Here is a 15,615-nt window from a genome sequence, read left to right as displayed (position 1 = left end):
CTTTTTAATGATGCTTTTATCACCTTCTAAATATCCTTTTCTAAGAATTAAGTAAGACTTCTACCATTAAATTACCGCTGTATTTATCTATTGTTCACCCATTAATAGTAACTTTATTATTCACAAATTGTTTATTGTAATGTAAGTATGCTAGTAGTTGATCTGGTCAATAATTCTTGTATGTAGTTCATGTTGAACGATTACCGGTAATAAATTCAAAATTATAACTTTTTGAATTATATTTTGCCCCACAAGCGAATTTAGAATCATTATTTAGGGTATCAAATATATGATTAAATTTATTTAATGCATTATTAAATCCGATTTCAGTTCCGTCTAAAAAGATTTTTTCTAGATTAAAACTAGAGGCATTTCAGAATAAATAGCGATTATTAATTTTATCTTTTAATATTCAAAGTATAGTTGTGGTAAATCTATATAAAGCTTTATATCCATCTGTATTTTTGTAATTAATAATATCTTGATTATTTATTGTCTTATTTTGTTTAATTAAATTGATAAATAATGGTTCAAATATTACTCCCATAAATTTCTTTAATTTAGGAATAATTTTATAAACAGGAACATCTATTACAATATGTGAATTAAGTTCCATAACTTTTTTAATTTTATTTTGAGCTAAAGAAACTTTCTGCTTAATACTAAATTTTGTTTCTGTATTAGCATTCGGATGATAATTATCTGGAAGAGATAAGATGAGATTTAATATTGCATAAATACCGCTCATTTGTTCCTTATTAGACACTTCGAATAACCTATTAATAAATCTTGCATATAGTTGAGGTTCAATATTATTTAATATCTTTTTAATAAAAATAGTTTTGTTAAAAATTTCATTAACTGAGATTTTGCCTTCTTTATCAGTTAAAATGCTAAAGAAGGATTTAACTAATAGATTTATTATTAACATTAACTTATTAGGTGATTGAGAAAAGTCTGTATTTGTTATTAATTTAACTGATTTTTCAATTATTATTTGTAACTCTTGAGTATTTTTTATTGATTTTAGTACAGCTTTAATTGCTTCATTAAATAAATCATAATCAGAATCTTGATTAAATTTAAATCCTAATTCTTCATTTAATTGATCAATTAAAATAACAGATGCTGATTTTGATACAACCTCACCATAGTTGGATAAGCAGATATTTATATATTTTTCAAGTATAGCAGGTAAATTTTCGTGTTTAATTGGAATAAAGTTGGTAAATTCATCAATTAGGCTACCATTTGAAGTTTTATTTAAGATATTACGAACTAATTGTCTAAAAAATATCTTGTTATTATAAATAACCTTGCTACCTGCTGTTTTCTTAATAATATTATCTTTTGAAAATTTTTCATCTACACTAGTATTATTTTCAAGATATTCAAATATTAGAATAATACTTTCGATAAAAGCTTTTTCAAAATTTTCAATACCATATTTATTTAAGTTGAAAATAAAACTTTTTAGAAATGTTGATGTAACCTCTTTGAACATTGCGCTTTTTATGAAGCTTAAATCTTCGGAAATTTCAACCATAACTTTTTCTAATTGTTCTTTAGAAATATTATTTTGATAATTATTTTCAGTTAAAATATTTCAGAAAATATCAGTAATTATATTTTTAGTTGTATGATTATTTAACACTTCATAAATTAATTCTGATAAGATGTTAGCTATTTTCTTAATAGTTTCTTCATCGTAAATAAAAACATTAACTAATTCATCATATGATTTAACATTTTTTAAATTATCAGAATTATCAACAAATAAATTAACTGTAATATGTGCTATTTGAATGAATCGTTCATTAGGAATAATTAAAGCTAATAACTTTTTAATATTATTGCTTTTAATACCAAGATGTTTTGCAAAAGGAGAAATAAATAATGTAATTCAATTAATAACAGTAGTGGTATTTTCTTTAAATAATTTATTAACAATTTTTGCTAATATAATTTTAAGTTCACGATAATTTTTCTCTAAAAAGTTACTTCCAGATACTAGTCTAATAGAATTAAAGAAGTTCTCACTTTTTAATAATGATTTTTTTAATGCATATTTAAAATTTCATATTTCAAGTTGATCTTTTTGTTCTAATTTAACTAATTCCTTTTGGAAATCAGCTAATAAGTTTTGTATTAATCCTGAATTTACGACTTTTTCCATATCATTATTTAATAAATCATCTTCGTTTTTTAAAATTAAGTCTTTTAATTCAAAATTAGGATCTATTTTTGCAAATGATTGATTTGTAGTTAAACCAATCATAACTTCTTTTGTAATGTTTTTAAATGTTTGTGAAAGACGTATTAATCTTTCTCCATAATTTTTTAAATTCCTTGTACGATCTATTTTAGCGACAAATGGAATATATTTATGTAAATAATCATCGGTAGTTTTACCTAGCACTATATCATTATCTTCATTAGCTTGAATTTCTCAATTTAAATTCAAGTCAGAGTCTAGATATTGCTGTGTAAAATCGATATAAGGATAATAATTAGAAACATTTCTTGATGGAGTTACCAACTTAAGATATATATCCATAGCCATTTTCTTATAACCAATTGTATTAGGATGTACATCAAAATAAAAGCTTGTTAGTTTGGTTGAATTTTGCACTCAGTATTGCTCATTGTAAGGGTTTATGACAGTTAAACTAAGCTCGGATGCTACTTTATACATAACACCATTTAATTGATTAAAAATAATTTGAATTGGATTTTTATTTTCACAGCTTAATACTGAAGAAAAGAAATCATCTAGTGCTGGTTTAAGCACACTTAAGGACATAGGATAAGCAATAATATTAATATTAGCTACTGGAGCAAAATCTCTAATTTTTGATAATAAAGCATATAATCTTTTCTCAATTTCAGGAATTATAGATTTTGAAATATCAACAATATAATCACATATTTTTTGATAATCAGGTGATTTATTATTTAATTCTTGTATTAATTCAAATGGCTTTGATTTAGCAGCTGCTTTAAAGAATAAATAGAAGAAATCATTAGCACCAATTAATATAGTTACTAAATTAGCTTGTTTTAATTCTTTTATTGCGCTTGCTACAATTTGTTTAGCTCCGCCTTTATTAACTCTAAATGCTCTATCTACATCATCTCAATCAGGTAAATCATTGTTTGAATTATCATAATTAAGTTCAAGCATTTTAATTCAATCAGCAATTCTACTTCCTGATGCTGAATAGTTAATAAAAGCTTCGACACGATTATCTTGATTTAGTAATCTAGCTAAAAATGCAGGATAAGAAATACCAATAATTTCATCATTTTGCATTTCTCCTGGATAATCACGTGCAAGTGTTCCATCAAATCCAGCAGTAACTGAATCACCAATAGCTACATATTTAATTTTTTTAGTTTTATCAATAAAAAATGGTGATTTATTTTTCATGTAATTATTAATTATTGTTGTTGATAATGTTTTATTTTGTTCCATAAATGCCCTTATAAGTTATATTTAATGTATTATATCATATTGCATTATTCATATTTTGAATCAAGTAATCGAATGATAAAGAAGTTTAAAATTTTATAAAAAAAAGTTCTGATATAAATCAGAACTTTTGGTCAATTTCTTGAAATGGTACGCCCTAGAGGATTCGAACCTCTGACCCAATGGTTAAAAGCCATTTGCTCTACCTGCTGAGCTAAGGGCGCAGATATTGGTGCCCAGGACTGGACTTGAACCAGCACGGTATTGCTACCGAGGGATTTTAAGTCCCTTGTGTCTACCATTCCACCACCTGGGCAACAGCTTGTTTGTGTTTGTTGCTTAAGTATTATAACATAAGAATTTTTTTTCAAATAATTTTTTTATATTTTTTTAATGTATTAATTAAAAAGTTGAAAGTCCACCTAAGTGGTAAATTGAGTAGTTCCTCAATATTGCTGTATAAATTTTACAAAAATGTTCCAAAAGCGTGAAGAAAAATAAAGCCTGAGCTTAAAATTCTTTGTTATTTAGACGAAACTGTTGAAATATTTAGAAGTTTTTAACCTGATTATTCTGCCTGTTTTATCATCAATAAAATCACGATATTGATCATTTATTGCGTTGAACATTTGTGAAATATATTCAAAATTAACATATCTCGGAAACTTGCCTTTTGGTAGAAAGTTTCTGATTTTTTTATGAGCATTTTCTATGCTTCCTTTTTGTCATGATGAATATGTATCGCACTTGTAAATAACAGGAATTTCTCTTATTTCATTTAACTTCACATTTTCCGAACCATTGTCTATGGTTAGAGATAAAATGGTTAAATTGTGATGATTAATCAATTTAAGAAGTGATTCTTTTATTGAATCTGCATCTCGCCGAGTTAATATCCCAAATAACATTCTTGTCTTTCTTTCTAGCAAGGTAAGAATGCAATATTTAGCTCTTAAATTAAGAATTACTGTGTCCATTTCATAATGTCCAAATTCTTCTCTGTTTCTAATTGTTAATGGTGCGAGATGAATAGAAATACCAAAGTTAATTTTCTTAGATTGCACTCCTTTAGGCTTTTTTCTTCTTGCCACGTAGTTTATCTCAATTAGATTTTTGAAATACCTCTTTTGATTTCAAAATAAAAATAGAGAAATCAACATCTTTAACATATTCTTAATCCATAAAGTAATAAAAAGCTTGTGGCGTAGGTATAAAGCATTTTTATCCTTCAATTGTTCTTTATAGTAATCCAAGAATGTCGTTACTGATATTAGTGGTTCAAATTTCTTTTCATTATCTGAAAGTAAAATACCTTTAGATAATTTTCTCTTAACGATTCTGTGTTGTTTACTTCAAAACCTTCAGAAGCGAACAATATCATCTCATTTTGAAATTGTGTTTTCATGAATTTGTTGAACTGGATTTTGAACATTTTGCATTTTGAGCTGAACTCATTCACGATGTGAAACTTTAAAAATTGTTGTTAGTCTATTTTTACAATTACTGCAAAATTTGTATGAGTCTTCTGCTGTGTCATCTCACATAGCTAGTTTTAAATTTTGCTTGAGAACTTTAGCTGATACGTTCATTGTTTTTGAAATATCATTCAGTGTTTCATGTGTTGCGAAATTTTTAAACATAATAGCTAGCTTTTCGATGTTGAAATGAGTTATATTTTGCTCTCTGAGTTTGTTTATGTCCTTATGGATTTTGTTTATTTCGTTATCATTTAGTGAATCCATTATTGCAAAATGATAATATGCTTCTCTTTGAGTTTTTGATATAACCGTTTGATATACTTTTTCCTCAATTTTTATGCAAAATACTCTTTTTTGTTATACTTCAAATCTATTAACATTATAATTAAGTTAGTTCCTTCCTTTAGATTTGCAATTTTATTATACAAGGAACTAAAAAAAAGCTGTTAGCTCACGATTAGGTGGATTGACAGCTTTTTAATTTATAATATTTTTTTAATGTGCTACTATATTAGTATGAAAAAAGAAATCCAAGTAAAAATTGAAATACAAAAAAATTCTAGAATTAAATACGAATATAACAGAAAAACAAAACAAATTGAGGTAGACAGAATACTAAGAGGAGATTTTGTTTATCCATGCAACTATGGTTTTGTTCCTAATGCTCTTGACTGAGATGGTGATGAACTTGATGTTTTATTATATTCAGAAGAGACATTTATGCCAGGAGTATCATTAAATGCTCGTATTATCGGTGCAATGAAAATGATTGATGACGGAGAAACAGATACAAAATTAATCGCAGTGCATGCTGATGATTATAGATTAGATTACATTCAATCATTAAAAGATTTACCATTACCTTTCTTAGATACTGTTAAAACATTTTTCTCAACATATAAAAATTGAAAAAGAGAAGGTATTACTTCTGTTGATGGTTTCGAAGATGTTCAATGAGCAATGAATGAATATGATGAATGTGTTGAATTAATGAATACATATGGTGATATGGATAAAAAAGAATTCATTAAATTAATGCAGGAAAAACATCCTGAAAAATACAGATTTTAATTAGCTTTGATATCAAGATAGCTTATGTCTTGATATTTTTATAAATTAAAAAGCTGTCAATCCACCTAATCGTGAGCTAACAGCTTTTTTTGAGTTCCTTGTATAATAAAATTGCAAATCTAAAGGAAGGAACTAACTTAATTATAATGTTAATAGATTTGAAGTATAACAAAAAAGAGTATTTTGCATAAAAATTGAGGAAAAAGTATATCAAACGGTTATATCAAAAACTCAAAGAGAAGCATATTATCATTTTGCAATAATGGATTCACTAAATGATAACGAAATAAACAAAATCCATAAGGACATAAACAAACTCAGAGAGCAAAATATAACTCATTTCAACATGGAAAAGCTAGCTATTATGTTTAAAAATTTCGCAACACATGAAACACTGAATGATATTTCAAAAACAATGAACGTATCAGCTAAAGTTCTCAAGCAAAATTTAAAACTAGCTATGTGAGATTACACAGCAGAAGACTCATACAAATTTTGCAGTAATTGTAAAAATAGACTAACAACAATTTTTAAAGTTTCACATCGTGAATGAGTTCAGCTCAAAATGCAAAATGTTCAAAATCCAGTTCAACAAATTCATGAAAACACAATTTCAAAATGAGATGATATTGTTCGCTTCTGAAGGTTTTGAAGTAAACAACACAGAATCGTTAAGAGAAAATTATCTAAAGGTATTTTACTTTCAGATAATGAAAAGAAATTTGAACCACTAATATCAGTAACGACATTCTTGGATTACTATAAAGAACAATTGAAGGATAAAAATGCTTTTATACCTACGCCACAAGCTTTTATTACTTTATGGATTAAGAATATGTTAAAGATGTTGATTTCTCTATTTTTATTTTGAAATCAAAAGAGGTATTTCAAAAATCTAATTGAGATAAACTACGTGGCAAGAAGAAAAAGCCTAAAGGAGTGCAATCTAAGAAAAATTAACTTTGGTATTTCTATTCATCTCGCACCATTAACAATTAGAAACAGAGAAGAATTTGGACATTATGAAATGGACACAGTAATTCTTAATTTAAGAGCTAAATATTGCATTCTTACCTTGCTAGAAAGAAAGACAAGAATGTTATTTGGGATATTAACTCGGCGAGATGCAGATTCAATAAAAGAATCACTTCTTAAATTGATTAATCATCACAATTTAACCATTTTATCTCTAACCATAGACAATGGTTCGGAAAATGTGAAGTTAAATGAAATAAGAGAAATTCCTGTTATTTACAAGTGCGATACATATTCATCATTACAAAAGGAAGCATAGAAAATGCTCATAAAAAATCAGAAACTTTCTACCAAAAGGCAAGTTTCCGAGATATGTTAATTTTGAATATATTTCACAAATGTTCAACGCAATAAATGATCAATATCGTGATTTTATTGATGATAAAACAGGCAGAATAATCAGGTTAAAAACTTCTAAATATTTCAACAGTTTCGTCTAAATAACAAAGAATTTTAAGCTTAGGCTTTATTTTTCTTCACGCTTTTGGAACATTTTTGTAAAATTTATACAGCAATATTGAGGAACTACTCAATTTACCACTTAGGTGGACTTTCAACTTTTTAATTAATAGTCTTGATATTTTTTACATTTATATTATTCAATAAGTAATTTTTTAATAAAATATTTAGACATAATTAAATAAGCTATAAAGGAGAAATATGAAAGTACCAACAATAAATATTCATCGATGAAGTTATAAAGAAACTGGATATATTGAAAATGATTGAAGAGCTAATTTAAGAAACTGATTTGCGATTTTTCTTTCTTTAGTAGCAATAGTATGCGCTTGTATACAAATAACATACACCAAAGACATTAAAACATGATTTATTACTATTCCGATATTATGATTAATAAGTTCTATTGTTGCTCTTGTTATTAGTGCACTTGGATTAAAATTTAATTATCATTGAGAAAATACTATTTCAAGAAGAACACTTGCAAGTGCTTCGTTTGCGAGTTTTTGAATATCAATTGCTTGCATAATTCTGTTTATAGTTTATTTATTTTTACCTTTTACAAATTCAACAAATGTTCCGACTGATAATAATTATTTACCTCCACGTCCTAATGATTGAACGATTCGTGATCGTTTATGATGAAACGATTTAGAATATTATCATCCTAAAAGAGATGATAATACAATATCTGGATATAGTCAAATTTTTAATCATTCAGTTTTTTCATCAACATTTTCAATAGTTAAACTAGGACATATTATTTGGACACATAAAAATAATATGTTAATAATCAATAATATTGAAAATTACTGATTAAAAATTAAGAGATGTAAATATGCAATTGAACTTTTAGAAAATTGTTCATTGTCATATGAGAAATTTATAAATGTATTTAAATTAATAACAAATTGCACCATAAGTAAGCAAAACTTATATCAAGTAATTGTTAAAATAAAACAATATAATTTAAATACTATGTATAATAAAATTGAAACTGTAAAATTTGCAAAAGATAATCGCGGAAGAAAAGAAAAAATAATAAAGTAAACTGAGATAAAGTATCTAAAGAAGATATGATTCAAATATTAGAAATCTGACAAAATACGGTGAAATAACAAAAGAAATTCCTACAGATATATTAAAGAAAATCAAAGAAATGAAATCATGTAAGAAAGAAGTTGCTAAAGCTTTTAATATGTCTAAAAGTACATTTTATAATCTTATGAATAAAGAAAAGCCATCTGAAAAAGAAATCCAATATGCTGAGGAAATCAAGACTTTACATAATAAATATAATCAAACATATGGCAGAGCTAGAATAGCTATTATGCTATTGAAAGAATATAATATAACTCTATCTAGTAGAACTGTTGGTAGAAAATTGAATAAGTTAAATTTATTTTGCAAAGTAAGACAAAAGACTAGAGTTAGAGAACTTAAAAATACAAACTTTGATGCTAAAGATTCAGTTAAAAGGGATTATAACGATGTTAATGGAAGAAATATTGTGGCTACTGATGTAACTTATATTCCAGCACCATTTGATTTGAAGAAATATTTCAATCATATATTTTTATCTATAGCTATTGAGCACAGAACAAAACGAATTATAAATTACAATATTTCAACGAGAAATGATAATGACTTAGTGATATCACATATAAAAGATATTAAATTCAATACAAGTTGAATTATTCATTGGATTAATGGTTATCAATATACATCAAATTTATATAATGAAATAATAGCTCAAAATAACGGTATTGTTTCAATGAGTAGAGTTGGTAATTCATTAGATAATAGAGAAGCAGAATATTTCTTTTCGATATTAAAATCAGAATGTTTGAAATTTGTAAATTTTAACAACATAACATTTGATGAATTAAAATCAATTATTGACACATTCATTCAATTTTATAATAGCGAAAGAATTCAATCTAACTTAGGTTGATTATCACCTAACCAATATGCAAATTTAATTGCATAAAAAAACACATTCATTTGGAGGGAAGTGTCCAAATAATGTGTCCATGTTATAGTTACTATTGTAAGTTTCTTATTATCTGGAATATTAACTTTTGCGATTTATTTTACTAGAACATTAAAACCAGATTATTTTGTAACTTGAGAAATATTAAACGGAATCAGAGTTATCTTATATGTATTAGGGATGATACTTTTATACTTAATAATAATTCCATTATTTATAGCTAGCATATTTTTTGGTAATGATTAAATATAGTGAATATTAGTTACCTAAAAATGTTATTTCCATAAATAACCAATGAATTTTAATTAAAATTTTGCTTTTATGCCTATGCAGTGCGCCCCAAAACCTGAACCAAAATGGAAAGGTTTTATTATGGTACAAAAACACAAATTAATTGAAACTATTGAATGTTATTTAAACTCTAATGAAAAATTTAATTCATTCATTAGAAAAAATAAGTTAAGAACCATATGCAATTGCATTATGTAAGATACTACCTTCAACATAAAAGTGCAGATGAATATTTAAAAACAAAAGCACTTAAATCGGTTGAAAATAGTCTCATTAGTAAAGAAATTGATGAAGTTCTTAGAAATAAGAAATCTTGCTTCCAATCAGCTGTAGATTTAAATCTTGAATCAGCCTCATCATTTATGATGAAAGTAGTTAATGCTCGTAAAAATCTCTATAATGTAAATATGAAGAGAAAAAGAGTTGTAACAAAAGATTCAGATACAAAGAAATACATTCGTGAACTCGAAGAAAGAGTAGAACTATTAGAAGCTACTATTGCTTTCAACGAAGAACTAAAACAAAGAGTTAACTTCCGACTGAAGCAACAAAAGAAGAAATAGTTCGAACCATCGAGTCATTAAGAGAACGATTTAAATTAAGAATTCTATTGCAAGTTGCTTCTATACCTAAATCAACATATGAATACCAAGTAAATGCTATTCATAAAATGGAAGAAAAGTTAAAAGAACTATATGCTGTTATGAATGAAATTTTTACAAATTCAAATCAAACATATGGTTACAGAAGAATGCAAATAGAACTTAAAAATCGCGGTTATTTCTTCAATCGTAAGAAAGTAAGAAAACTTATGAAAAGATGTGTATTTAAAGTAGAACAAAAATCAAAACGCAAATATAGTTCATACAAAGGCGAGATAGGAAAAGTTGCAGAAAATCTAATAAACAGAAACTTCTTAGCAAGTCTTCCTTTGCAAAAACTTTATACAGATATTACTGAATTTAAGTTAAAAACAGATGTTAAACTATATTTTTCAGCTATAGTTGATGGTTTCAATTCTGAAATTGTTTCTTGAGCCATTTCTGCAAGTCCAAACCTACAACTTATTAAAAACACATTAGAACCTTTATTACCTAAATTAAAGGGTATGAAAGGAAGTATAATGCATTCCGATCAAGGCTGACATTATCAACATAAATACTTTATCGAGACATTGAAAAAACACAATATAACACAAAGTATGTCTAGAAAAGGTAATAGTCCAGACAATGGATTAGTCGAATCTTGTTTCGGCGTTATCAAAACTGAATTCTTTTATCCAAATAGAAAACGTTTTGATTCAATAGAACAATTCATTAGTGAACTAAACGGATATATTTGATATTACAACAACAAAAGAATCAAGTTGAGACTAAAAAGTAATCCAGTTGATTACAGAAATTCTTTTGATTCAAATTTGGTCCAACTTTAGGGTTCACTACAGACTTGCATTTTATGTCATAATATTCCCAATTGGATATATTGTAATTTATAAACAAATTAAAAAGTTATCTATAAGTGAAATCAATGTATATAAAGTAATTAAGATTCAATCTGATAACAAAAATCAAAATTATCAAGAAAACAAATTTTGAGAAAAACTATAAGGATTTAAATGCACGAACTAACCACTATAATACTTATCAATAAAATAAGTTTTAATACTAAAATATAAGTGTATTTATATATTGGTAATAATTACATATTTTTAAATTAAATATGAAATTAAATAAAATATTTAATTATTAATTAAATAACATTGATATTTCTTAATAATATATTAAGAAATAGTAGGTTAAAAACCTAAATATAATAATCAAAAAGCTTAAAATTGCTTATTTTTTAAAAATGTGGAACAAAATGCTAAGTGTTCCACATTTTTACATAGTGATAAGTGTATTTTTATATAATACTAATGAACAAATTAGTACTAATAAAATTTATTTGTTCAAAAATATAGTTATAAACACTATATATTATTAATATTAATATTAAATTTATATTTCGGAGAATTATGAAAAAATTTAAATCATTATTAATGGCTTTTGCTGGAGTTACAGCTGCTACATTACCTATTGTTGCTGCTTCATGTGGTAATTCAGGATATATTGAAAAGAAAGATCGTGTAGGGGTTGTTACAACAGATAATAAAGTTACTTATGAAGCTTTACAAACAGCTGCTAATAAAAACAAGGATAAAAAACTTCTATCAGTTAAAGTTGTTACAGATACAGGTTTCGTTACAGATAGATCATTTAACCAATCATCATGAGAAGGTGCTTTAACATTAGCTGATCAAATCCAAGAAATTAATGATAAAGCTAAAAAAGCAGCTCAAGAAGCCGGAAAAGAATTCACACCTATTGAATTAGATTATTCAAAACTTGAACCAGGTAAAGGTGGAGCTAACGAAAACACATTAAAAACACTTGTTGCTTCAGGAACAAATGTATTCATATTGTCTGGTTTTACATGACAAAGTCCTTTAGCTAGTTTCTTATCAGATAAAAATAATGTAAACACATTAAACGAAAATAATATTACATTAATTGGTGTAGACTTTGCTTTATCCGAAAAACAAGCAAACGGATTTAAAAACTTTATTGGTTTAACATATAATGCGGGACAAGCTGCATATGTTGTAGGGCAATCAGTTGCTGAATTATACACAACACAAAGTGATATTACTAATAAAAAAGTTGCTGCATTCGGCGGACTAGATATACCTCCAGTAGATACATTTATTATCGGATATCTACAAGGTATATTAAATTACAATACAACAAATAGTAAAAAAGATGTTCAAGTAGCAGTCCCTTCAGGAACACATAAAGTAAATTTAGGAGCTACATTCCAACCTGACCAAACAATGCAAGGTGTTGTCAACGAAACAATTAACCTAGGAAGTAGTTCAATTATGCCAGTTGCTGGTGTTGCTACTTCAATGTTAATCGATGCATTAGTATCAGGAAACTATCCTCAAACTGTTATTGGTGTTGATACAAACCAAGCTAATGCATTCCCAACACAAGCAGGTAGATTTATATCTTCTGTAACTAAAAATATTACACAATCAGTTTATGATACATTACTATATGTTGTTTTAGGAATAAACGATAAAGGGATTTACACTAACAATGCAGACGGAAAACCAGTAAATATTTCTGGTACACTTCAAATGGATTGAGTAGGTGCTTCACAAAGTACTCTAAGCAATACAACACATAAAGATGCTATGAATGCATCAATAGCTAAATATACTAAAGCATTCAAAGAAGGAAATCAAGAAGATTTAGCATATATAGGTTCATTTAAAGCAACTAAAGATGGACAAGCATATTCAGAAGGAAGTGGAACAATTGCTAAATTAGTTGATTTAATCAATGGAACAAATTATTCTGAACAAAAAACACCATCAACAGATGTTCCAGCAACAAATAACACACAAAAATAGTCTTAAAACACTTTAGGACAAAAAAATTTAATAAAAATATAGCTATGCTATATTTTTATTTTACTTTTAAAGCAAAATAATGTAAAATATAGGCATTACCAAATTTAGTAATGAAACTATTTTCATATACTAAAAATATTGAAAGTGATAGAAGGAAAATATGCAAAACAATAAAGACAATGCAATTGAATTTATTAATATTTCCAAATCTTTCGGTTCAATAAAAGCTAACCAAAACATAAGTTTTGATGTTAAAAAAGGTACCATCCATGCCTTAATAGGTGAAAACGGGGCTGGTAAAAGTACATTGATGTCAATCTTATTTGGTCTTTATGAACCTGATGAGGGGATTATTAAAGTCAATAACAAAGAAGTTTTGATTAAAGGACCTAACGATGCTAATAAATTAGGTATTGGTATGGTTCACCAACACTTTAAACTTGTTGATGTCTATACAAACTTAGAAAATATCGTCCTAGGTGATGAAGATTATCGTAAATATTCAAGAGTTATTGATTACAAACAAGCAATAAAAAAGATTAAAACTATTCAAGAAACATTTGAATTGCATTTTGATCTAAATAGACTAACTGGAAAAGAAACAGTTGCAACACAACAAAAAGTCGAAATTATGAAGATGCTTTATCGTGATTCAGAAATTTTGATTTTTGACGAACCAACAGCTGTTTTAACCGACCAAGAAATACAAGGTTTATTAAATACATTTAAACTTTTCAGAGATCAAGGTAAAACTATTTTATTCATTTCCCATAAATTAGCTGAAATAAAAGAAGTTGCGGATAATGCAACTGTTCTAAGATATGGAAAAGTTACAGGTAATTTTAAAGTAGCTGATGTTTCAATAGAAGAAATGGCTAACAGAATGGTTGGTGGAGAAATTGAAATCGCTAGAAACGAATACACCGACACATCAAACAATCCAGTTATTTTTAAATTAGAAAATATTACAACAAACGGTGAAAAACCACTTAAAAATGTTTCATTAGATATTAGAGAAGGTGAAATTGTCGCTATTGCTGGTGTTGAAGGAAATGGTCAATCTGATTTAGAAAAAGTTGTTGCCGGAATGATAAAACCAATTACCGGTGATGTATTGTTCAAAAAAACTGATTTAGTTAAAAGTCGTTATGAATCTGTGTCTAAAGAACAAAAAATCAAAAATATCTCTTTAACTTTATTTACAATATTATTTGTTTATATATCAATAATTTTATATAGCATACCAGCTAGCACAGTTGATAGGTCAGCTATATTTATGATATTGGGAATATGTTTTGATTTATTTGCAGTAACTTCATTAGTTGTTCTAATAAATTCATTATACGGATCAAAAATTAGAAAATATATTATTAGTCATCGTGAACCGATGAAGAAAGAGTTTTCTAAAAAAGCTAAAAAATGATTGAAAACAATTTCAATTATTATGTTAGTTGTGAATATTTTAATTTTTGGACTCTCATTTACACAAATGGATACATGACAATATGTTTCTATAGCTGCATTAGTAATAAGCTTTATATCAGTATCTACTGGTTTAACCGTTGCTAGAAAATCATTAAAACAATTATTTGCTAAGAATAATGAAAATAGAGTAAGAAACATCTTAACTACAATCTCATTAACTGTTACATTTATCATGACAATTGTTTCACTTGCTGTATTTATGTGACCAACAGCATTAGTTGCTTTATTACTATTATTAATTTCGTATTTAGTATTTTTCGCTACAACAACACCTGAAAAAGAAAAAGTTGAAGATTTTGATGATAGTTTCATAAAATTAAACAATTTAAGTGTTTATGAAATTTCAAAACTCGGATTATCATTTATCCCTAGTGATAGACATAAACATGGTTTAGTGTTAGATTATTCAATTAAAAATAACACTGTATTAAGAAGATTATGAGATAAAACTTATCAATCATTCGGTATATTTAAGAATAAAAATATTACAAAAGAAAATAATGAAATTATTGAAAAATATGATGTCAGAGGAGCACGTAAAGGTAGCTCAATGGCACGTTCATTATCAGGTGGTAACCAACAAAAATTTATAGTAGGGCGTGAAATGAATGCACCGCATGATTTCATCTTAATTCTGCAACCTACACGTGGACTCGATGTTGGTGCTATTAAGAATATTCATGAAAGAATATTAGAAGAGAAAAAACAAGGAAAAGCTATTCTATTAATTTCATATGAACTTGATGAAGTATTAGCACTAGCAGATAGAATCGCAGTTATTAATACTGGTGAAATTTTAACTGTTAAAGAAGCTAAAAACTTATCAAGAACAGAAATTGGTATGTATATGGCACATAAAGAAAAAGGAGGTGAATAG

At 26.6% G+C, this 15,615-nt stretch carries 10 protein-coding genes and 2 tRNA genes; 8 read left to right on the top strand and 4 right to left on the bottom strand.

Translation table 4 applies throughout. The annotated features are described in order from the left end of the window. Window positions 1-40: 40 nt before the first annotated feature. The 4 genes from SAM46_RS03175 to SAM46_RS03160 all read right to left on the bottom strand — a co-directional run bounded on the left by SAM46_RS03175 (window position 41) and on the right by SAM46_RS03160 (window position 5,214). Window positions 41-3,475, bottom strand: a complete 3,435-nt coding sequence (locus SAM46_RS03175; RefSeq protein ID WP_318635579.1) for an SGNH/GDSL hydrolase family protein — start codon at window positions 3,473-3,475, stop codon at window positions 41-43. 145 nt (window positions 3,476-3,620) lie between these two features. After that, window positions 3,621-3,696, bottom strand: a tRNA-Lys gene (locus tag SAM46_RS03170). 6 nt (window positions 3,697-3,702) lie between these two features. After that, window positions 3,703-3,788, bottom strand: a tRNA-Leu gene (locus tag SAM46_RS03165). Window positions 3,789-3,999: 211 nt separating this feature from the next. Then, window positions 4,000-5,214, bottom strand: a complete 1,215-nt coding sequence (locus SAM46_RS03160; RefSeq protein ID WP_318635578.1) for an IS30 family transposase — start codon at window positions 5,212-5,214, stop codon at window positions 4,000-4,002. A 252-nt stretch (window positions 5,215-5,466) separates the two neighbouring features. On the opposite strand from SAM46_RS03160, the gene SAM46_RS03155 reads away from it, so the two are divergent. The 8 genes from SAM46_RS03155 (at window position 5,467) to SAM46_RS03120 (ending at window position 15,615) form a co-directional block, all read left to right on the top strand. Continuing rightward, window positions 5,467-6,021 (top strand): inorganic diphosphatase, encoded by a 555-nt coding sequence (locus SAM46_RS03155; RefSeq protein WP_318635577.1) that lies wholly within the window; start codon window positions 5,467-5,469, stop codon window positions 6,019-6,021. A 262-nt stretch (window positions 6,022-6,283) separates the two neighbouring features. Beyond that, entirely contained in the window at window positions 6,284-7,315 is a 1,032-nt protein-coding gene (locus SAM46_RS03150) for an IS30 family transposase (RefSeq protein ID WP_318635576.1), read from the top strand. Between the two features lie 401 nt (window positions 7,316-7,716). Continuing rightward, window positions 7,717-8,565 carry a hypothetical protein gene (locus SAM46_RS03145; protein ID WP_318635575.1) on the top strand — a complete coding sequence of 283 codons (849 nt, stop codon included), beginning with the start codon at window positions 7,717-7,719 and terminating at the stop codon, window positions 8,563-8,565. Window positions 8,566-8,674: 109 nt separating this feature from the next. After that, window positions 8,675-9,505: an IS3 family transposase gene (locus tag SAM46_RS03140; RefSeq protein WP_318635574.1), complete on the top strand. Its 831-nt coding sequence runs from the start codon at window positions 8,675-8,677 to the stop codon at window positions 9,503-9,505. A 473-nt stretch (window positions 9,506-9,978) separates the two neighbouring features. Further along, on the top strand, window positions 9,979-10,362 hold the full coding sequence (locus SAM46_RS03135) for a hypothetical protein (RefSeq protein WP_318635573.1): 384 nt from the start codon (window positions 9,979-9,981) through the stop codon (window positions 10,360-10,362). Between the two features lie 47 nt (window positions 10,363-10,409). Then, complete coding sequence (locus tag SAM46_RS03130; RefSeq protein WP_318635572.1) at window positions 10,410-11,231, top strand: IS3 family transposase; 822 nt, start codon at window positions 10,410-10,412, stop codon at window positions 11,229-11,231. Between the two features lie 582 nt (window positions 11,232-11,813). Continuing rightward, the gene (locus tag SAM46_RS03125; protein WP_078747048.1) at window positions 11,814-13,253 is read left to right on the top strand and encodes a BMP family ABC transporter substrate-binding protein; all 1,440 of its coding nucleotides are present in this window, start codon (window positions 11,814-11,816) and stop codon (window positions 13,251-13,253) included. Between the two features lie 160 nt (window positions 13,254-13,413). Further along, a complete protein-coding gene (locus tag SAM46_RS03120) occupies window positions 13,414-15,615 on the top strand; it encodes an ATP-binding cassette domain-containing protein (RefSeq protein WP_078747049.1) in 2,202 nt (733 codons plus the stop codon).

This window comes from Mycoplasmopsis verecunda (assembly GCF_033546915.1).
In the GTDB taxonomy this organism is placed as follows: domain Bacteria; phylum Bacillota_I; class Bacilli_A; order Mycoplasmatales; family Metamycoplasmataceae; genus Mycoplasmopsis; species Mycoplasmopsis verecunda.
This window is presented reverse-complemented; position numbering and strand designations above follow the sequence as displayed.